Source organism: Microbispora sp. H11081 (assembly GCF_012999535.1).
In the GTDB taxonomy this organism is placed as follows: Bacteria; Actinomycetota; Actinomycetes; order Streptosporangiales; family Streptosporangiaceae; genus Microbispora.
The window spans coordinates 144,918-163,802 of sequence record NZ_JABBWV010000010.1 but is presented as its reverse complement, the minus strand read 5'-3'; the positions used below and the strand labels follow the sequence as shown (position 1 = coordinate 163,802).

Genomic DNA, 18,885 nt, shown 5'->3' with positions numbered 1-18,885 from the left:
GTCGCTCAGTTCCGCGGCGCTCGGCGCAGGAGAAGCAGGCCGTACGCCGGGAGGACCACCGCGCCCGCGAGCAGGATCAGGGTGGAGGGGACCTCGCCGAGGGTGTCGATTCCGCGGCCGACTTCCTGGCTCACGTTGAACAGCGCGTGCAGGGCGATCGGCGCCCACAGGCTGCCGGTGACCAGGCGCACGCAGGCGTAACCGATCCCGAACAGGCCGGCGATGACGATCAGCGGCACGACGTCCGCCACCGGGGCACCCCAGACCAGGACGACCAGGTGCAACACGCCGAAACTGACGCCGGAGACGACAGCGGTCAGCCACCGCTTGCGGCGTGCGAACGCCCTGACGACCACCCCTCGCATCAGGGCCTCCTCCGCGAAGGAGTTGGGCAGTTCGGCGAGGAGTGCCGTGCCCAGGGCCAGTGCCCCTCCTTCGATCCCGAAGCCGAGCGGCCAGGCGGCGATCGCCAGGGGGAGCGCGATGAGGGTCAGATCGCGCAGCCGCGGCACGCGGGTGAGGCCGACGGCCCGCCACGCCGACCAGCGGAACAACAGGACGAGGACGGCCGCCGCGAGCACGAGGGTGGCGATCTGGCGACGCGTCGTCTCGCCCAGTTCCGGGAAGAACCAGGCGAGAACGCCGGCGCTCGCGAGGACCAGCACGCATACGCCGGCCGTGATCGCTGACGTCGCCGTGAACGGCCGCCGCTCCACCCAACTCGGCGCGGCCCAGGCCAGTGCGCCGGGCGCGGTCTCCTGGCGGGCGGATCGGACCGCCAGATCAGCCGTCATGTCAGATACCTCCGTGATTCCCTGTCGCGGCCACCGGCCGTGCGTCGATGGTCTCGGAGGCGCGGGCTTCACCGGATCGGCAGACAGACGACACCCGGATCAGCCGATCCGCCATGGGCTTCCTACGTCAAAAGCCTCAGATCGCCGTGCGATCCGACATTCCCACCAGTGGGGAGGTTTCATGTCGAAAAGTGACAGGGAGTAACATCTCCCTGGGCCACTCCTACGGGGGTGTCTCGACCGTGCCGGGATTGTCAGGAGGAACGAAGTTGGCAGCCGCCCAAGAGGATGCCGACCTGGTTCCCGGCCCGGACGCCATCCTGGCCGCCGTGCAGTTCGCCGCCGACCGGTTCCTCGCCGGCGCCGCGCCGTGGGAGACGGACATCGCCGAGGTCCTGGCGCGTCTCGGGACGGCGGCCGGAGTGAGCCGGGTGTACATCTTCGAGAACCATCTCGACGCGTACGGCCGCCTGTGCAGTCGCCAGCGGTACGAATGGGTCGCGGAAGGCATCACCCCGCAGATCGACAACCCCCTGCTCAAAGGGTTCGACTATGTGGACGTCGGCTGGGGCCGGTGGGCCGAGGCGCTGTCGCGCGGGGACGTGATGGCCGCCGACACCCGCGACCTTCCCGCCGCGGAGCGCCCCGAGCTGGAGGCTCAGGACGTCAGGTCGATCGCGCTCGTGCCGATCCACGTCGAGGGCGTCTGGTGGGGATTCATCGGGTTCGACGAGTGCACGACGGAACGCGAGTGGCTGCCCAGCGACGTGGCGGCGCTGCGGGCGGCCGCGGACACCCTGGCCGCCGCGATCCAACGTACGCGCACCGAGCGGCGGTTGCGCGCGCAGCAGGCGCAGTACCGCGCCGTGTTCGAGGCGACCGGCGACGGGCTGGTCATCAGCGACCCCCAGGGCCGGCTCGTCGAGGCGAACCCCGCCTTCCACCGGATGCACGCGTACTCGCCCGGGGAACTGGTGGGCGCTCGTCCCGAGACGTGGACGCATCCCGCGGACCTGACCGCCGTCACCGACTTCCTCTCGGCCGTGCCTCAGGCCGGGGCCGCGATACGGGTCCGTCACGTCCGCAAGGACGGCACGATCTTCCCCGTGGACGTTCGCGCGGATTCCGTCGTCTTCTCCGGCGAACCACACACGCTCACGGTGGTGCGGGACGCCACGGAGACCGCCAACGCCATGGACCTCCTGCATCGGCGGGTGGCCGCGCTGGCCCTCGTCGCGAGCGACATGGTGGTGGACCAGCCGCCGGAGACCACGTTGCGGAACGCCGTGGCGACGGTGGTGCGGGCGAGCGGGGGTGTCGCCGCCGCGGTCCACGTGATGGAGGGCGGCGCCGGCCGGGTACGGTTCCTGGCCACCCACGGGCTGCCCGACGGCTACGAGGACGGTCTACGAGCGTGCTGGGAACTCGGGGTCGACTCGCCCGCCGTGCACGCGCTTCGTGAGCAGCGCCTGGAGGTGATCCGCGGCGCCCCGGCGCGGACCCTGGCACGGCCGGCGGCCAAGCCGATCCACCGGTTCCTGCCTCATGTCGAGTGGGACATCCTCGTGGCCGTACCCCTCGGGACCATGGGCCAGATGATCGGCGCGCTCCACGTCTACTACCTGCCGCATGACGAGCCGGCCGACGAGGAGCTCAGGTTTCTCAAGGCGTTCGCGGACCAGATCGCCGTGGCGGTCGAGAACGCCACCTTGCTGGCCGAAGGCCGGCAGAACGCCGCGCTCCTGGAACGCCAGCGGCTGGCCAGGGAACTCCACGACTCGGTGTCCCAGGCGCTGTTCTCGATGACGCTGCACGCCCGCGCCGCCGAGCTCGCCATGGCCAAGCAGGGCATCGAAGGGAACGGTCCACTCGGACGAGCGGTGGCGCAGCTCCGGGAGCTGACGCAGGGAGCGCTGGCGGAGATGCGCGCCCTCATCTTCGAGCTGCGTCCCGGGGCGCTGGCCGAGGAAGGGCTGATCAGCGCGGTCCGCAAACAGGCCGCCGCGATCGCGGCCCGCGAAGGCCTGCCCATCGTCGTCGTCGACGAGACGGAGGAGCGTCCCGATCTGGACGAAGAGGCCGAAGAGCACCTCTACAGAATCGTCGTCGAGGCGCTGCACAACACCGTCAAGCACGCCGACGCCCAGCGGGTCACCGTGACGTTCGGCCGGACGGAGTCCGACCTGACGATCGTGGTCGAGGACGACGGCCGCGGCTTCGACCCCACTGCCGCTTTTCCCGGGCACATGGGACTTGGAACGATGCGGGAGCGGGCGGCACGTATGGGCGCCGACCTGCGAATTGTGAGCGCGGCCGGCGCCGGCACCAGGGTCATGGTCACCGGGCCGATCAGGAACCAGATGGAGACGGACAGCCGGTGAGCACCTCGGAACGCACGATCAGGGTGTTTCTCGTCGACGACCACCGCGTCGTCCGTACGGGCATGCGGGCCTTCCTGGACATGCTCGAAGACATGGAGGTGGTCGGCGAGGCGGCGACGGGAAAGGAGGCGATCGACCGTCTGGCGGTTCTGGACCGTTCCGGCGCGCTGCCCGACGTAGTCCTGATGGACCTGATGATGCCGGTCATGGACGGCATCGAGGCGACCCGGGAGGTCAAGGTCAGGTTTCCCGCCGTCGAGGTCGTCGCGATGACAAGCTTCGTCGAGGAGCGGAAGGTCCGTGCCGCCCTGGAGGCGGGAGCCGCCGGCTACCTGCTCAAGGACGCGGAGGCGGACGAGGTTGGGCGGGCCCTTCGCGCCGCGGTCCGCGGCGAGGTGCACCTCGACCCGGCCGCCGCCCGCCAGTTGACGGCCGCGATGCGGGCGCCCGCGACGCCCGTGCCGAGCTTGACCCCACGCGAACGGGAAGTGCTGGCCCTCGTCGCCGACGGCCGGTCCAACCGGGAGATCGCCGCGGCTCTGTCGGTCAGCGAACGTACGGCACGCACCCACGTCAGCAACATCCTCGCGAAACTCGACCTGTCCTCCCGCACCCAGGCGGCCCTGTGGGCGACCAGGGAGGGCATCGTCCCGCCCGGCTGAGCGGGCATCACCCTCATTGGCGCTGGGTTCTACGTCATTCCACCGATAAGAGCCGGTACAAACCGCCGAGCAGGCGGCAGTCCTTCGGTCGATTTCCTCCGCCCCCGCGATCGTGCAGTCTTGAACCTGTGACGTGCGCGGCCGGCTGCGGAGGGGGAGAGTCGCCTGTCCATCACACCGGCCGAGACGCCGCAGTCGTTGAACCTGCTGGTCGTCGACCCCGACCGCCGGGTCAGGCACGCACTGGCGATCTTCCTTGACGCCCTGCCGTACGTCTCCGTCGTGGCCGTGTGCGCGACCGGGGCCGAGGCCGAGGCACTCGCCGAGCGGTCGCGGCCCGACGCCTGCCTGGTCGACCTGCACCTGCCGACCCTGGAGGAGGGCCTGGCCACCACCACCGCCCTCGCCGCCCTCGGCACGAGGGTGATCGCGGTGTGCACCGACGTCACCGCCGAGGACGCCGCCCGTACGGCCGGCGCCGTGGCCTTCCTCGGGAAGGACCGGGCCGCGGAGGCACTGCCCGCGCTCCTCGACGCCCAGCGCCCGTGACGCGTGGTCAAAAGGCTCCTGGGCCCTCATCGGCCGCCAGTGGCTCAGACAAGAAGAATCTGGGGCAAATGTGATCCCAACGTCATGAAGTTTCGCCATCGTAGAGGAGTGCGAACGTGGCTCGGTGATCAGGTGAGTAAGCGGCTGGGCACGTTCGGTCTCATCGGCCCCTCCATCGCGCAGTGCGCCGTGGGCGCCGCGCTGGCCTGGGTCGTCGCCGTTCATCTGCTCGGCCACCCCCACCCTCTCTTCGCGCCCGTCTCCGTGATGATCTGCGTCGGGGTGGGATTCGGGCGACGGCTGCGCAGGCTGGCGGAACTGGTGGTCGGCGTCAGCCTGGGCGTGGGCATCGGCGACCTGCTCGTCTCCTGGATCGGCTCCGGGCCCTGGCAACTGGCGCTCGTGATCGCGCTGGCGATGACCGTCGCGGCGCTGCTGAACAGCGGCGAGCTGTTCGTGTCGCAGGCGGGGTCGTCCGCGGTGCTGGTCACCATGCTCGTGCCCGGCGCGGACGCCGGCGGGCTGGACCGGATGGCCGACACGCTCACCGGCGGCATCATCGGCATCGCCGCGGTCGCGCTGCTGCCCGCAAGTCCGCTCGGCATCGCGGGCAGACACCTGTCCGGCGTGCTGGACGCCTTCTCCACCGTGCTGGAACAGGCGGCGGAGGCGATCGAGAAGGGTGACGCGGACCTGGCCGCCGAGGCATTGGAGTGCGGACGCCGGACCCAGTCGGCGGTGGAGGACTTCACGGCGGCGCTGGAGAACAGCAAGGAGATCATCAGGATCTCGCCGCTGCGCCGGCATCACCGGGCCAGGCTGGCGAGATACCAGACCGCCGCCTTACCGGTGGACCTGGCGCTACGCAACGCCCGGGTCCTGGTCCGCCGTACGCTCGCCGCTATGGGGGAGCCAAGCCCGCCGCCGGTCGCGCTAGCCGAGATCCTGCGCGAGGTCTCGGAGGCGGCGCTGCTGCTCCAGCTCGAACTCGGGGCCGGGCGCGAGCCGATGCTGGCCAGGCAGGCGTTGCTCGCCGTCGCCGCGCGGGAGCGGCCCAAGAACCTGGGCTTCTCGGCGAACGTCATCATCGCGCAGCTGCGCTCCATCGCCGTCGACCTGCTCCAGGCGACCGGGATGGATCACGACGAGGCCTCGGCCGCGCTGACCCCGCTGAGCGACGAGAGCATGCGCGGCTGAGGGCCGACGCATGCTCACCGTCGTCTCGAAGGCCCCCCGCCGGTCGCATCGACAAGTCGTGATGAGCCGTCAGGCGGCATCGAGTTCGACACCAGGTCCAGCGGCGCTCAGGGCGGGCAGGCGTCGTGGCAGCCGCCGAAGCGCTCGGCGTCCGGCCGGGTGAAGCGGGTCTCCCGCGTCCCCCGGAGCGCGTCGGTCATGGCCTTCTTCCAGATCAGACCGGGAACCGACGTGCCGTCCACGTGCGAATAGCGGCGGCCGCCGATGGTGACGTCGATCAGCGGGTGCCGGTTCGGGCCGCGAGGGTCACCGAGACTGACCACGGAGGCCAGGTCGGGCGTGTAACCGGCGTACCAGGCGGTGCGGAAGATGTCGCCGTCGCCGGGCATGCCCGCCGCCTCGCGGCCGATGCCTTCGAGCGTGCTGTTCGCCAGGACGTCCGTCAGCACTCCCGTGACCGCGTCGGCGACCGCCGCGTCCAGGACCTGCGTACAGTGCGCAGGAAAGCCGCGTACGGCGCCTGAACCGTCGCGGATCTCCGTGATCACCCTCGGCTCGCAGAAGCGACCGCGGGCGGCGAGGCTCGCGTAGGAGTTGGCCACCGAGACGGGGTCGGCCTCGATGGGGCCCAGTGCGAACGTCTCCATCTCAGGAAGCGGCTTTCCGTCCACGCTCCTGAGCCCGAGCCGCCGGGCCGTTTCGACGGTCTCGCACAGGCCCACCTTCTGCTGTAACCGCATGTAGAAGGTGTTGATCGCGTTCAGGGTGCCCGATCGCAGGGTGACGAACCGGGCACCGCCCTTCTTCCGGTTGTAGATGCTGACGGCCGGATCCCCGACGGCCTGGTTCGCGCAGGTCTTGAACGTCGAGTAGCTCCGGGCGCGGTATTCGTCCGAGACGGCGAAGCCGTCGTCGTACCGCAGACCGGCGGCGAGCGCGGCGGCCAGGGCGTAGGGCATCGCCGTCGTCCCCTGATAGAAGCCCGGACCGGTGGCGGGAGCACGGCTGGTGACCATGGCCTTGACGGCCCCTTCGCCTGGGACGATCACGACCTGTGTGGCGAGCTGCGGGTCGTCGCGGTGGACGTAAGCGTCGACGGCCCGCTGCGCAGCTCGCTGGACCCGCCGGTCGATCGTCGTCCGGATCGTGAGGCCGCCACGAGAGAGCAACTGCGGATCCTCGGCGCGAAGCCGCTCTCCGACATACCGGCAGAGGTAGGGATGTCCGCTGCCGGTGCAGTCACCGGAGAACTCCTCGATGACGGCGCCCTCGGCATCCAGCAGCACGTTCTTCCCTGCCACGGGGGAGGCGGAGGCCGTGGTCGTGGGGGCCGAGGCCACGAGTGCCCGGTCCGCACCGCCGCCCGGCGCGTTCCGCAACAGCAGGAGAACCGCGATCACCGCACCGACCCCGGCGACGGCCAGGAAGCCCAGGAATGCCTTCATCGTCGCCCTCCGGTGCGCGCGCCTCACTCGACTTCTAGAGCATCCCGGGATCGGCCGGAATCGCTCTACCTCGGTGCGACTCAGATCGGTACGGTGAGCGGAAATGCGAACGCGTTCGGAGGCGGCGGTGGTGTCCAGGGTGGTCAGCTGGTTGGGACTCGCCGGTCAGCTGTGCACGTTGCCGTTCTACCTGGCGAGCGGCCTGGTCGCCCCGCTCTGGGCGATCGTCGTCCTTCTCGTGGTGTGGGCGGGGCTGGCCGGCGTGGCCATATGGGCCGTGCGCAGGCGCTCCGCCTGGGGCCTGGCGGTGCCGTTCGTCGGCGTCGGCGTGTGGCTGGGCGGCGTCTCGGCCGGTGAGGCGTTCCTGGACTGGACGGCCTGACCACCTCTCCGCCCGGCCGCAAGGCCCGGGAACAAGCACGCGGGGAACAAGCACGTGGGAAACACGCACAGCGGTCCGCGCGGCGGATACAGCGCGCTGTGTAGCCGTCGTGTACCCGGTGTCCCGCGGTGGTTCCTAGCGTGGAGGGCGACCGCCCGCCCGACCGGGGATGAGGACGCCCGTGGCCTATCTCTACGCCTTCTGCCGGCTGCTCACGGGGATCGTCTTCCTCATGTCCGCCGTGGGCAAGCTGCGCGGGCGGGCGGCGTACGAGGAGTTCACGGCGGCCACTCGCGCACTCGCGCGCCTGCCGGCGCGGCGGGCCCAGCCGATCGCGGCGCTCGTCGTCGCGGCCGAGGTCGCCGTGGCGCCGCTGCTGGCCTGGGGGCCCACGGTGCTCGCCGGCTTCTGCGTCGCGCTCGGGCTGCTCGCGGCCTTCACCGCGGCCATCGTCGCCGCGCTGCGGCGCGGCCGGCCGGTCCCCTGCCGCTGCTTCGGCGCGTCCGCCGCACCGGTGGGCCCTGCTCATCTCGCCCGCAACGCCGTGCTCGTCGTGGCGACGGCGGCCGGAGCGGTCCTCGCGGGTCTCGGGCCGACGGGTCTCGGGCCGACGGGCATCGGACCGGCAGGGCTCGCCGCGGTCGCGCTCGCGGCCGGAGCCACGGCGGTCCTGCTGGCCGCGAGCGGTGAGATCACCGGTCTGTTCACCCGTACACCCTGACGGAGGTGGTCCCTCATGCCGTTCCTGACAGCTCTCGTGCTGGGCGTCGGCGTCCTGTGCCTGGTCGACCTGGTGCTGACGGTCGGGGTGATCCGGCGGTTGCGGGAGCACCAGGAGATCCTGGCGGCGCGACCGGTGACGTCCCCGCCGATCGTGCTCCCGCCAGGGGCGACGATCGGCGGCTTCTCGGCGGTGAGCACCGACGGCGTCCACGTCTCCGACGGGACGCTGACCGAGCCGGTCCTCGTCGGCGTCTTCTCGCCCGACTGCCCCGCCTGCCACGACCGCCTGCCGCAGTTCGCCGAGCGCGCACGCACCTTCCCCGGCGGACGCGGCAACGTGCTCGCCGTGCTGGTCGGTACGGAGGACGAGGTGGCCGGCCAGCGGCGGACGCTGGAGCCGGTCGCCCTGGTGGTGATCGAGGACTACGGCACCGGCCTGACGGAGGCGTTGCGGGTGAAGGGCTTCCCGTCCTTCGCCGTGGTCGCCGCGGACGGGCGGGTCCTCGCCAGCGGGGCCACGCCGGAGGACCTCGACAAGATCCCCGTGCACGCGTGACGGCGCGGCCGAGGGTCCCGGCCGGCGCGCGGGCGGTGGTCACCGCTCTCGGCCTGGCCTGGCGGGCGAGCAGGGCCCTGACGATCGCCTTCGCGTTCCTCAGCGTGCTCATGGCCGCCCTGCCGGTGACGATCGCCTGGTGCACCAAGCTGGTGCTCGACGAGGTCGGCGGCGGACGGCCCGAGGCCGGCGCGACGGCGGTTCTGGGCGCGGCGCTCGCCGGGTGCGGGGTGCTGACGGCGCTCGGGCCGCAGGTCGTCCAGTACGTCAGGGACGAGAGCGGGCGCAGGGTCGGCCTCGTCGCGCAGGACCGTCTCTTCCTGGCCACCGAGCGGTTCGTCGGTCTCGCCAGGTTCGAGGACCCCGCGTTCCTGGACCGGATCCGGATGGCGCAGCAGTACGGCGGGGCGACGCCGGGCATGGTGGTCTCCGCCGCCCTGGGCGGCGCCAGGACGGTGCTGACCGGCGCCGGGTTCCTCGTCTCCCTTGTGACGATCAATCCGTGGATGGCCGTCCTCGTGGTCGGCGCGGCGGCACCTTCGCTGGCCGCGGAGCTGTGGCTGTCGCGGCGGCGGGCCGCGATGCTGTGGGGCATCGGCCCGGTCGAGCGCCGTGAGTTCTTCTTCGGGGAGCTCCTCGTCAACGTGCGGGCGGCCAAGGAGCTGAGGCTCTTCGGCACCGGAGCGCACCTGCGCGGGCTCATGAACGCCCAGCGGCGGGCCGCGAACGCCGAACGGAGCCGCACCGACCGGCGCGAGCTCGGCGTCCAGGCCATCACAGGGACCACGGCGGCGCTGGCCGCCGGTGGCGGCCTGGTGTGGGTACTCGTCTCCGTCGCGAACGGCACGGGCAGCGTCGGAGACGTGGCCCTGTTCGTCGCCGCCGTCGCCGGAGTCCAGGCGGCGGTGAGCGGTCTCGTCGTCGAACTCGTCACCGCGCACCAGCAGGTGCTGCTGTTCGGCCACTATCTCGCCGTCCTGGACGCCGGGCCGGATCTGCCGGTCCCTGCCCGGCCACGGCGGGCCGGCCCGCTGCGCCGGGGGATCGAGCTGCGGGACGTCTGGTTCCGCTACTCGCCCGGCCACCCCTGGGCCCTGCGCGGGGTGAGCCTGACCATCCCGTACGGCGCGGCGGTGGCGTTCGTCGGCAGGAACGGCGCGGGCAAGAGCACCGTGGTCAAGCTCCTGTGCCGCATGTACGACCCCGTACGCGGCTCGATCCTCTGGGACGGGGTCGACCTCAGGGAGATGGACCCGGCAGAGCTGCGCTCCCGGATCGGGGCGGTGTTCCAGGACTACATGGAGTACGACATGACCGCGGCCGAGAACATCGGCCTGGGCGATCTGGCCGCGTTGGACGACCGGGGCAGGATCGAGGCGGCGGCGCGGCGGGCGGGCGCGCACGGCACGGTGAGCGGTCTGCCCAGGGGGTACGACACCATGCTGTCGCGGGTCTTCGCCGAGCCCCAGAACAGCGCGGAGGACGACTGCGCAGGGACGGGCGTCCACCTGTCGGGCGGGCAGTGGCAGCGGCTCGCCCTCGCTCGCGCCTACCTGCGGGGTGAGCGGGACCTGCTGATCCTGGACGAGCCGAGCTCGGGCCTCGACGCCGAGGCGGAGCACGAGATCCACCAGGGCCTGAGGGAGCACCGCCGCGGGCGCACCAGCGTGCTGATCAGCCACCGGCTCGGCGCCGTACGCGACGCGGACCACATCGTCGTCCTCGACGGCGGGCAGGTCGCCGAGCAGGGCACGCACGCCGCGCTGCTGGCGCGTGGCGGGATCTACGCCCACCTGTTCGCCCTGCAGGCGGAGGGATACCGGCAGCGGGAGGACCTGGACGAGCGCGACCGGCTCTCGGAGGCACGGTGACGCCGGTCCTGCTCGTCCTCCTCGCGACGGCGATCCCGGCCGTCGCCGTGACGGCGGTCCGGCGGACCCTCCGCGTCGTCGAGGTGCACGGGCACAGCATGGAGCCCGGCCTGCGGCCCGGCGACCGGGTCCTCGTACGGACGTTGCGCCCCGGGCGGGCCGGCCGGCGCGTCCGGCGCGGGGACGTCGTCGTCATCGCCCGTGTGGGCCCGGGGGAGGGGGTGGTGCTCGACGGCGGCGCCAACCTGGTGATCAAGCGGGCCGCGGCTCTGGCCGGTGACCCGGTCCCCCCGGGTTTCGAGGCGCTGGGGGAGGCGCGCGTGCCGCCGGGGCGGCTGCTCGTCCTCGGGGACAACCCGTCGCGGAGCACCGACTCCCGCCAGTGGGGCCCGCTTCCCGAGAGCAGGGTCACCGGCGTCGTGCTCCGGCGGCTGACCGCGTGAGCCCGACGAACGCGATATAGGAGAACGTGTATCGGACTGGTACGTCGGCCGTCGAAGCGGTTCCTAAGGTCGGTGAACGTCGAAGAGTCCCGCTTAGGAGGAACCAGATGACGCGGACGATTCAGCGGCTGGCGGACCGGATGGTCGCCCGGCTGGTCCCGGCCACCCGCGCGGAGGCCGTCAACTGCTGGTACGAGTACTCGGGGAACTGCGTCCGCCGCTACTGCTGCACCGGGACGGGCATCCCCAGCGGCTACTGCACCCCGTGGCAGTACACCTGCTGACCTAGCAGGGCAGGGCGGAGCGCCTCGGGCTGGGGCGGGGCGCTCCGCGTCCGTGCTCGTCTCGGCGGATCCGTGGCGATTTCCTGGCGATTTCCGCGGCGTAGAGGCGGGTGAGGTCGTTCATCCGGTAGTGGTCGGGGGCCACCGGCCTCATCAGGCGGAGATCGGCCAGCCCGCCGAGCGCGGCCCACGCCGTACGCCGGTCGCATCCGAGGAGTTCCGCGGCGAGCGCCGACCGGCAGTCGGCCAGGCCGCGCTCGCCGAGGCGCTGGAACAGGGCGAGCGCGCCGCCGCCCGCCGTTCCCCCGCACCGCAGCAGGGCCTGGTAGTCGAGGTCGAGTGCGCTCCGCACGGAAAGGTCGCCGCAGGTCAGCAGGTCGAGCCGGTGCTCGTCGTCGGCCAGCATGTCGGCGAACGCCGCCAGCGTCCACTCCCGCCGTACGGCCAGCCGCTTGCCCGCTATCCGCAGCGCGAGAGGCAGGTTGTCGCAGAGCCCGGCGATTCTCCTCACCTGTTCTGGGTCGACCCTGGCCCGGCCGCAGAGCCCGGACAGCAGTTCGTACGCCGCGTCGTCGGAGAGGGGATCGAGCGGCACGTGGACGACGTCGTCGAGCGCCGCGAGTACCGTCCTGCTGGTGACCACGAACTGCCAGCCGGGGCAGGCGCCGACGACAGGACGCAGTTGCCCCTCGCCGGTCGCGTTGTCGAGGAGGACCAGCACGCGCTCGGCGTCCGTGGCGGCCCTGAGCTGGAGCACCGCGTCGTCGAGGTCCGGAGCGATCCGGCCGCCCGGCACTCCCAGCAGGGTCAGCAACCGCGCCAGCGTCTCGTACGCGCCGGGCCTGGGAAGGGAGCGCAGGTCGACGTGGAGCACGCCGCCGGGGAAGTCCGGCGCCGCCGCCCGGACGGCATGCAGGGCCAGGGCCGACTTCCCCACTCCAGCGGGGCCGTGCACGGCGACGGGCCGCAGGGGAGAGGCGGTGATCGCGGCGACGAGCTCCTTCAGCTCCGCGTCCCGGCCCACGAGGCATCCGGGACCCGCGGCCGGCGCCGTCTTGCGTACGGGCGCCGGGCGGGCCGGGTCGCGGGCGAGGGCCGCGGTCACGAGCGCGGGGTCGCGGTTGAGTACGCGCCGGTGCAGCTCGGCCAGCTCCGGGCCGGGTTCGACGCCGAGTTCCGCCGCGAGGAACGCGCGCGCCCGCCCGTAGGCGGCCAGCGCCGCCGCGGAGTCCCCGGTGCGGTACAACGCGAGCATGAGGGCGCCCCACAGCCGCTCCCTGGTGGGATGGGCGGCGACCGTCTCGCGCAGTTCCGGCACCGCGTCGGCGTGCTCTCCCAGCAGGAGACGGGCCTCGGCCCGCGCCTCCAGGGCCAGGCAGCGCTGCTCGGCGAGGGCGTCGAGGCGCGGGCCGAGCGCCGCCGTCCTCGGCACGTCCTCGGCCGGCGCGCCGCGCCAGCAGGTGAGCGCCGCCGACAGGTGCCGCAGCGCCGCCTCGGGCCGCCCGGCCGACAGCTCCTGCCTGCCCTGCCGCAGCGCGTCGGCGAACCCGGCCACATCGAGTTCACCGTCCCGTACGGTGAGGAGGTAGCCAGGTGGCCGGGCCGTCAGCCGGTCACCGTCCCCGAGCGCCCGCCGCAGCCGGTTGACGTAGGTGCGGACGTTGGCGACGGCCGAGCGGGGCGGCTCCTCGTCCCACATGGCCGCGACCAGCCGGTCGATCGACACGACCCGGTTCGGTTCGAGCAGCAGCGCGGTCAGCAGGGCGCGCTGCTTGGGCGAGCCGAGCGGGACCGGCGCGTCGTTCCTCCTGACCTCGACCGGGCCGAGCAGCCGGAACCGGAGGGTCATCCCGCCCTCCCCGGGCCTGAGGCGGACGGCGGCTCGCGGCCGGGTGATCGGTGCACGAAAGGACCTCCGTGGGTGTCTCGGCGGGAGCGTCTGAGAGGAGCACAACGAAGATCCCCGCCGGGACGACCTCCCGCAAGGCGCGCGGCTGTCCGGAACAGTCCCGGACACGGGACGCGCTCGTCGGGCATACGCGGGAGGTGCTTGAGCGTCCCTTCCGCGACTGGAACGACGCGATCGCGGAGCCGTTAGAGATCGACGTGGCGGTCTTCTCTCCTCCTGACGGAGGCCGGACGGGCAGGGTGCTGTCCCTGGGGGAGGTGAAGTGGGGTGAGACGGTGGGCCACCACCACGTGGGACGGCTGGCCCGGGCCCGCGACCTCCTCGCCGCCAAGGGCTACGACACCCGTGACACGGTCCTGGCCTGCTACAGCGGCTCGGGCTTCACCGCCGAGTTGCGGGCCTCGGCCGCGTCGGACCGCCGCCTCCGTCTCATCGGTCTCGACGAGATCTACGCGTAGGGTGGACGGCCGCTCAGGAGGCCTCTCACTTCAGCCGCCCGCCGAGGCGGTGACCGATGCGCCCGCCCTCGCCGGGCCGGCCGGCGCTGTCCCCGGTGGTCAGGCCTTGCAGATGTTCTGCGTGGCGGTGCGGGCCGTGGGGGTGGCGTGCGGCGTGGGCGCGGCCGAGGCGGTGGCGCCCTCCGGCGCGGCCACGGTCACCTTCTTCACGTCGTGGTTCCGCTGGCCCACCACGACCTCGATGCCGTTCACGTCCGGTTGCTCGCGCAACTCCGACCCCGGGATGGCGGCGGCCACCGTACGCGCCGAGTCCTCGCGGCCGGGCGGGTAGCGGACGACGGTGGTGGCGAAGTCGCGGCGGGGCGTGTTGCCGGGGGTCGAGGGGACCATGAAGCCCGCCTCGACGAGGCGGGCCTTCGTGGCCGCGCCGAGGCCGGTGACGGACGTCCCGTTGAGCACCTTGACCGAGATCCGGCCGGGCGGGATCGTGAGCGCCGTCGGCGTGGCCGAGGGGGTGGCCGAGGAGGCGGGGCCGGCGGAGGGGGACGTCGTGGCCTTCGCAGACGGCTTGACGAGGGGCTGGTCGGCGTCGATCCGCCGGAACAGGTCGCGGGCGGCGGCCTTGTCCCACAGCACCGCGGACTCGCCTGTCGGCGCCTGGTAGTTCACGTCGGCCAGCGGCACGGTCGCGAACGACACGTCGTCGGTCGAGACGGCCTTGAACTGGTCGAGCATGCCGAGCAGGTCCTTCTGCAGCCCCGGGTCCACCCTGAGCGTCTTGAAGGTGGAGTCGAGGAATCCCTTGAGCTTGATCGGGTTGGCCAGCGTGCCGCCGCTGAGCGCCTTGCCGAGCAGCGCGGAGACGACCTGCTGCTGCCGGTCGATGCGGTCGAGGTCGGAGCGCGCGGTGGCCCTCGTGCGGGCGTACGCGAGCGCGTTGACGCCGTCCAGCGTGTACGTCCCCGGCTGCAGGTTCAGCTTGGTCTTCGGGTCGTCGATGGGCACCGGCGTGCAGACGGTGACGCCGCCCAGCGACTCCACCACGTCGATGAAGCCGAGCACGTTGACCTCGACGTAGTGGTTGATGCGCAGCCCCGTCGCCTGCTCCACCGTCTTCACGGCCAGCTTCGCGCCGCCGAACTGGTACGCGGAGTTGATCTTGTGTTCGCCCTTGCCGGGAATCGTCGTCCAGGTGTCCCGCGGCAGGCTGACGACGGTGACCTTGCTGTGGTCCTCCGACAGGTGGACCACCATCATCGTGTCGGTGCGCTCGCCGACGTCGCGGCCGAGGTGGAGCTGGTTCTGCTGGCGCCTGGTCAGGTCGTCCCGCCGGTCCACGCCCACGAGCAGGATGTTCATCGCGCCCCGGGAGCCGGCGTCGCTCGTGCCCGCGTCCACCGCCTGGATCCGGCTCGTGGCGTAGTCCGACGTCACCCACGCGACGCCCGAGCCGATCAGCACGACTCCGGACAGCGAGCCCGAAATGACGAGGGATCGGAGGTTCGCCCTCCGCGGGCGGACGCGTCGAGCCGCCAGCCTCACCCCGCCGTACCCGTCGCCCCCTATGCGGACGCCGGAGTCCTCCCCATCGTCGCCGGGCATTCCCGTCCTCCGCTTGCCTTCTCCACCCCTCCGTACAGTAGCGTGAGCGCCGCCATGAAGCCCTTTCCCGACTCGCGACAGTCGAGCCAGAATCCCGCGCGGACCTGGCCGCCGATCTCGGTGATCATGCCGGTGCTCAACGAGGAGCGGCACCTGCGCGACGCCGTCCGGCAGGTACTCGAACAGGACTACGAGGGCCCGCTCGAGGTCGTCATCAGCGTGGGGCCCTCCCATGACCGCACGCAGGAGGTGGCCGACGCCATCGCGGCCGCGGACCCCCGCGTCGTCGTCGTGCCGAACCCCACCGGCCGCACCCCCAACGCGCTGAACGCCGCCATCGCCGCGTCCCGCAACCCCGTCATCGCGCGGGTGGACGGGCACGCCATCCTGCCCCGCGACTACCTCCGTACGGCGGTGGAGACGCTGGAGCAGACCGGGGCCGACAACGTCGGCGGCATCATGGCCGCCGAGGGGATCACGCCGTTCGAGCAGGCGGTGGCCTGCGCCATGACGTCGAAGATCGGCGTGGGCAACGCGCGGTTCCACACGGGCGGGGAGGCGGGCCCGGCCGACACCGTCTACCTGGGCGTCTTCCGCCGCAGCGCACTCGACAGGGTGGGCGGCTACGACGAGCACTTCCTGCGCGCGCAGGACTGGGAGATGAACCACCGCATCCGGGAGACCGGCGGGCTGGTGTGGTTCCAGCCGAGGATGCGCGTCACCTACCGTCCCCGGCCCAACGTGCGCGCCCTGGCCAAGCAGTACTTCCACTACGGCCGCTGGCGGCGGGTCGTCTCCCGCACGCACCAGGGCACGATCAACCTGCGTTATCTCGCGCCGCCCGCCGCGGTGGCGGCGATGGCGCTTGGCCTGGTGGTCTCGCCGTTCTTCTGGCCCGGCCTGCTGATCCCCGGCGGCTACCTCGCGGCGATACTCGCGGGCTCGGTCTTGACCGGCCGCGGGCTGCCCGGCGCCGCGCTCTTACGGCTGCCGCTGGTGTACGCCACCATGCACATCTCGTGGGGGACCGGCTTCCTGACCAGCCCCCCGAAGCTCAGCAAGCCCCGTCCCAAGCCGGAGCGGGCGAGCCTAGACGACCTCTTCGAAAACTGAGGTGTCCAGCGTGAAGCCGATCGGGTGGGGGACGAAGATCTCCCGCCCGAACGGCACCGTGGACGTCACCTGATACCGGCCCTCCTTGGGGTCGCTGTAGACAGTGACAGACGCGGGCTTCGTCAGCGGGTCCGCCAGGAGCATCACTGGGACGCCGCCATCGGCGTAGATCGCCGGCTTCTTGTTGCGGTCGTCCTCCGCGCTCCCCTTCGACACCACCTCGGCCACCAGCATCAGCCCCGACGACAGCAGCTCGCGCTCCTGCCAACGGGGGCAGCTTCGCGGAGCGAGCACGAGATCCGGCACCACCGGCTCGTGGGTTCCGTCGAGGCACACGCCCACGTTTCCCGCCCATCCCTGCCAGTCGCGGTCGTCCACGAGCGGCAGGAGCGCCTCGAACAGCCGCATCGCGGCCGAGGCGTGCTCGAGAGCGTCTCGGCGGCGAGCGACGAACCTCCCGTCCACGACTTCCATCTGCAGACCGGGCAGCGGGGGCAGCGCATCGAACAGTTCGCGCGGAGTCCTGGGCAGCCGATGACCGGGCACGGGGGTCAAGGCCGGACCGTGGGAGTCGCGTGAGGTCGCGACCATGGGTGTATCCCTTCGTGTCCGTGTCGATACGCTGAGTTGACGCGGCCAGTATTTCACTCGCGGACGACAGGGGCGAGGGCTCCGAGGCCCAGGGAGCGGGCGCGGTCCTCGGCGCGGGCGGCGGCACGCCGTACGGCCTCCTCGAAGCGGGCCAGCGGGTCCTGGTGGTCGGCGCCGAGCAGGTAGGCGCGCAGGGCCCGCCGCGCGGCGGCCATGTCGTCCTCTCCCTTGGCGTCGAGACGGCGCAGGATGTCCGGCAGTTCCGCCAGGTCGGGCCCGAGCAGGTACGCCGCTCCCGCGGCCGGATAGCGCTCCCTGAACCGGTCCTCGGGCAGGCCCGCCACATTGGCCACGACGTACGGCTTGCCGCTGGCCACGAAGTCCGACACCACGCTGGAGATGTCGGAGAACAGCACGTCTGCCTCGTTGAAGCACTCGTACAGGGACGGCTCGCGGCCGGACACGACGAGGTGCGGCATCGCGGTGTTCTCCTGCAGCAGAGCCATGATCTTGCGGTGCGCGGTGCGGGCGGCCTGCGAGCGGTGGCCGGTCAGCGGGTGCGGCTTGTAGATCACCCGCACCGGCCGGCCGAGCAGGGCGCGCACGATCGCGGGGCCCATGGCGGCGAGCGAGCTGTGGAACAGGTCGTCGCTCCACCCCTCCCACGTGGGCGCGTACAGGACGGTCCGGTACGGCGCCGCCCCCTCGGCGTACGGGCTGGTGCGCCGGACGGCGGCCAGCTGGGGGCGGCCGACCTCCTCGACGGCCTCGTCCCGCACGCCCACCTGGGCGCGCAGGTAGCGGTCCCGCCCGGCGGGCCCGGCCACCCAGACCTCGTCGTACACCTTCGTGTACGGGTTGAAGGACGCCTCCTTGTCGCTGTCGCCGTGGCCGATGAACACGCTCCGCACGCCCGGCACCCGGAGCATGTGGATGTTGTTGCCGACGTTGGCGGGGAACAGCGCGACCCGCACGCCGTCGAGCGCGCGGAAGTTCATCAGGTCGACGGAGGAGGGGACGCACACCACCGGCAGCGTCGTCGCCCCGAGGGCCGTCGCCAGCGACCGCTCGCGCAGCACCACCAGCGTCCTCGGCGTGATCCGCTCCAGCGTGCCGAGCCACATCGTGGCCTGGTAGGCCGCGGTGACCGGCCCGGAGAAGTACATGACGACCTCGGGCCGGTAGGCGGCGACCCAGTCGTCCACGGCCGCGAGGACCCGGCGCCGGTCGCCCAGGTGCCTGGCCCGCCGCGCGTGCGCGAGCAGCGCGACGACCGAGGCGACCTCGATCGCCAGGGCCGCGGCGGCGCCGGCCACGCCCGTCCAGCCCAGGCCCACGGTCGCCCCGGCGGCGGCGGGCACGACCGCGAGCGCGTCGAGATAGAGCAGCTTGGCGCCCCGCCAGGTGAGCAGGGCGCGGGGCGGGGGCGGGATCCGCAGCGCGGGCAGGTCGATGTTGCGGGTCACCGCAGGCAGTTGGTTGTGCCTGCGGTCGACGTGCTCGGAGAGCCACGTCTGCACCGCGCGCACGCCGTGGAAGAGGAACAGCCCGGCCGCGAACGCCGCGAACCACCACGGCGGCCCCGCGTCGAGCCGCGCCAGCAGCACGACGACGGCCGTCTCACGCGACAGGAAGCGGACCGTCGCCCCGAGATGGGCCCGGCTCAGCGCCCCCGCCGCCCGGCCGGGCAGCGCGGCCTCCGCGGCGTACGACAGCGGCACGAGCACCGCGAAGGTCGCGGGCAGCGGCCACACGGCGGCCGCGAGCAGGGCCGGGTACGACGCGAGCGTGAGCGCGGTGAACGCCCCCCTGCGCCCACCGGTCAGGCTTCTCAGCGCCGGCCGCCGGACCAGCGCGACCAGTGCGTTCGGGGCACCGCGCCCCCTGATGTTTCCCCCCATGGGCGAGCGCCCGTCCCTCCGTGA

General features: G+C 72.4%; 18 protein-coding genes. 12 read left to right on the top strand and 6 right to left on the bottom strand.

The window, feature by feature from the left end; all coding sequences use genetic code 11:
• Positions 1-5 precede the first annotated feature (5 nt).
• Positions 6-794, bottom strand: a complete 789-nt coding sequence (locus HHX31_RS23860) for a CPBP family intramembrane glutamic endopeptidase (protein ID WP_169950563.1) — start codon at positions 792-794, stop codon at positions 6-8.
• Positions 795-1,063: 269 nt separating this feature from the next.
• Here HHX31_RS23860 and HHX31_RS23855 point away from each other — a divergent pair, with 269 nt between their 5' ends.
• The 4 genes from HHX31_RS23855 (at position 1,064) to HHX31_RS23840 (ending at position 5,583) form a co-directional block, all read left to right on the top strand.
• Positions 1,064-3,175: a GAF domain-containing protein gene (locus HHX31_RS23855; RefSeq protein ID WP_169950562.1), complete on the top strand. Its 2,112-nt coding sequence runs from the start codon at positions 1,064-1,066 to the stop codon at positions 3,173-3,175.
• Positions 3,172-3,837 carry a response regulator transcription factor gene (locus HHX31_RS35790; protein ID WP_311932202.1) on the top strand — a complete coding sequence of 222 codons (666 nt, stop codon included), beginning with the start codon at positions 3,172-3,174 and terminating at the stop codon, positions 3,835-3,837. Before HHX31_RS23855 ends, HHX31_RS35790 begins: the two co-directional genes overlap by 4 nt.
• Positions 3,838-4,035: 198 nt before the next feature.
• Complete coding sequence (locus tag HHX31_RS23845; protein ID WP_169950561.1) at positions 4,036-4,386, top strand: response regulator; 351 nt, start codon at positions 4,036-4,038, stop codon at positions 4,384-4,386.
• Between the two features lie 132 nt (positions 4,387-4,518).
• Positions 4,519-5,583, top strand: a complete 1,065-nt coding sequence (locus tag HHX31_RS23840) for an FUSC family protein (protein WP_311932201.1) — start codon at positions 4,519-4,521, stop codon at positions 5,581-5,583.
• 107 nt (positions 5,584-5,690) lie between these two features.
• On the opposite strand, the gene HHX31_RS23835 is transcribed toward HHX31_RS23840, so the two are convergent.
• Positions 5,691-7,028, bottom strand: coding sequence for a hypothetical protein (locus HHX31_RS23835; protein ID WP_169950559.1), 1,338 nt, complete (start codon positions 7,026-7,028; stop codon positions 5,691-5,693).
• 103 nt (positions 7,029-7,131) lie between these two features.
• On the opposite strand from HHX31_RS23835, the gene HHX31_RS23830 reads away from it, so the two are divergent.
• The 6 genes from HHX31_RS23830 (at position 7,132) to HHX31_RS23805 (ending at position 11,287) form a co-directional block, all read left to right on the top strand.
• A complete protein-coding gene (locus tag HHX31_RS23830; RefSeq protein ID WP_169950558.1) occupies positions 7,132-7,410 on the top strand; it encodes a hypothetical protein in 279 nt (92 codons plus the stop codon).
• Positions 7,411-7,591: 181 nt separating this feature from the next.
• The gene (locus HHX31_RS23825) at positions 7,592-8,131 is read left to right on the top strand and encodes a MauE/DoxX family redox-associated membrane protein (RefSeq protein ID WP_169950557.1); all 540 of its coding nucleotides are present in this window, start codon (positions 7,592-7,594) and stop codon (positions 8,129-8,131) included.
• A 15-nt stretch (positions 8,132-8,146) separates the two neighbouring features.
• Positions 8,147-8,689, top strand: a complete 543-nt coding sequence (locus HHX31_RS23820; protein WP_169950556.1) for a hypothetical protein — start codon at positions 8,147-8,149, stop codon at positions 8,687-8,689.
• On the top strand, positions 8,686-10,560 hold the full coding sequence (locus HHX31_RS23815) for an ABC transporter ATP-binding protein (RefSeq protein WP_311932200.1): 1,875 nt from the start codon (positions 8,686-8,688) through the stop codon (positions 10,558-10,560). Before HHX31_RS23820 ends, HHX31_RS23815 begins: the two co-directional genes overlap by 4 nt.
• The gene (locus HHX31_RS23810) at positions 10,557-11,003 is read left to right on the top strand and encodes a S26 family signal peptidase (protein WP_169950555.1); all 447 of its coding nucleotides are present in this window, start codon (positions 10,557-10,559) and stop codon (positions 11,001-11,003) included. Before HHX31_RS23815 ends, HHX31_RS23810 begins: the two co-directional genes overlap by 4 nt.
• Positions 11,004-11,110: 107 nt before the next feature.
• The gene (locus HHX31_RS23805; RefSeq protein WP_169950554.1) at positions 11,111-11,287 is read left to right on the top strand and encodes a hypothetical protein; all 177 of its coding nucleotides are present in this window, start codon (positions 11,111-11,113) and stop codon (positions 11,285-11,287) included.
• Position 11,288: 1 nt separating this feature from the next.
• Here the strand turns inward: HHX31_RS23805 and HHX31_RS23800 are convergent, their stop codons facing one another.
• A complete protein-coding gene (locus HHX31_RS23800) occupies positions 11,289-13,136 on the bottom strand; it encodes a BTAD domain-containing putative transcriptional regulator (RefSeq protein ID WP_169950553.1) in 1,848 nt (615 codons plus the stop codon).
• 197 nt (positions 13,137-13,333) lie between these two features.
• Here HHX31_RS23800 and HHX31_RS23795 point away from each other — a divergent pair, with 197 nt between their 5' ends.
• Positions 13,334-13,654, top strand: a complete 321-nt coding sequence (locus HHX31_RS23795) for a hypothetical protein (RefSeq protein WP_169950552.1) — start codon at positions 13,334-13,336, stop codon at positions 13,652-13,654.
• 99 nt (positions 13,655-13,753) lie between these two features.
• Here HHX31_RS23795 and HHX31_RS23790 read toward each other — a convergent pair whose 3' ends face one another.
• Complete coding sequence (locus HHX31_RS23790; protein ID WP_169950551.1) at positions 13,754-15,256, bottom strand: LCP family protein; 1,503 nt, start codon at positions 15,254-15,256, stop codon at positions 13,754-13,756.
• Positions 15,257-15,310: 54 nt separating this feature from the next.
• Here HHX31_RS23790 and HHX31_RS23785 point away from each other — a divergent pair, with 54 nt between their 5' ends.
• The gene (locus HHX31_RS23785; protein ID WP_169950550.1) at positions 15,311-16,369 is read left to right on the top strand and encodes a glycosyltransferase family 2 protein; all 1,059 of its coding nucleotides are present in this window, start codon (positions 15,311-15,313) and stop codon (positions 16,367-16,369) included.
• Here the strand turns inward: HHX31_RS23785 and HHX31_RS23780 are convergent.
• Both HHX31_RS23780 and HHX31_RS23775 read right to left on the bottom strand, forming a co-directional pair.
• Positions 16,346-16,960 carry a Uma2 family endonuclease gene (locus HHX31_RS23780; protein ID WP_169950549.1) on the bottom strand — a complete coding sequence of 205 codons (615 nt, stop codon included), beginning with the start codon at positions 16,958-16,960 and terminating at the stop codon, positions 16,346-16,348. The two genes, HHX31_RS23785 and HHX31_RS23780, sit on opposite strands and share 24 nt — an antisense overlap.
• A gap of 53 nt (positions 16,961-17,013) precedes the next feature.
• On the bottom strand, positions 17,014-18,861 hold the full coding sequence (locus HHX31_RS23775; RefSeq protein ID WP_169950548.1) for a CDP-glycerol glycerophosphotransferase family protein: 1,848 nt from the start codon (positions 18,859-18,861) through the stop codon (positions 17,014-17,016).
• Positions 18,862-18,885: the final 24 nt, after the last annotated feature.

What these genes read in the sequence shown, in the direction of transcription:
- HHX31_RS23860 (WP_169950563.1), bottom strand. Translation starts at nt 794, where the DNA reads ATGACGGCTGATCTGGCGGTCCGATCCGCCCGCCAGGAGACCGCGCCC.
- HHX31_RS23835 (WP_169950559.1), bottom strand. Translation starts at nt 7,028, where the DNA reads ATGAAGGCATTCCTGGGCTTCCTGGCCGTCGCCGGGGTCGGTGCGGTG.
- HHX31_RS23830 (WP_169950558.1), top strand. Translation starts at nt 7,132, where the DNA reads ATGCGAACGCGTTCGGAGGCGGCGGTGGTGTCCAGGGTGGTCAGCTGG.
- HHX31_RS23820 (WP_169950556.1), top strand. Translation starts at nt 8,147, where the DNA reads ATGCCGTTCCTGACAGCTCTCGTGCTGGGCGTCGGCGTCCTGTGCCTG.
- HHX31_RS23805 (WP_169950554.1), top strand. Translation starts at nt 11,111, where the DNA reads ATGACGCGGACGATTCAGCGGCTGGCGGACCGGATGGTCGCCCGGCTG.
- HHX31_RS23800 (WP_169950553.1), bottom strand. Translation starts at nt 13,136, where the DNA reads ATGACCCTCCGGTTCCGGCTGCTCGGCCCGGTCGAGGTCAGGAGGAAC.
- HHX31_RS23790 (WP_169950551.1), bottom strand. Translation starts at nt 15,256, where the DNA reads ATGCCCGGCGACGATGGGGAGGACTCCGGCGTCCGCATAGGGGGCGAC.
- HHX31_RS23785 (WP_169950550.1), top strand. Translation starts at nt 15,311, where the DNA reads ATGAAGCCCTTTCCCGACTCGCGACAGTCGAGCCAGAATCCCGCGCGG.
- HHX31_RS23780 (WP_169950549.1), bottom strand. Translation starts at nt 16,960, where the DNA reads ATGGTCGCGACCTCACGCGACTCCCACGGTCCGGCCTTGACCCCCGTG.
- HHX31_RS23775 (WP_169950548.1), bottom strand. Translation starts at nt 18,861, where the DNA reads ATGGGGGGAAACATCAGGGGGCGCGGTGCCCCGAACGCACTGGTCGCG.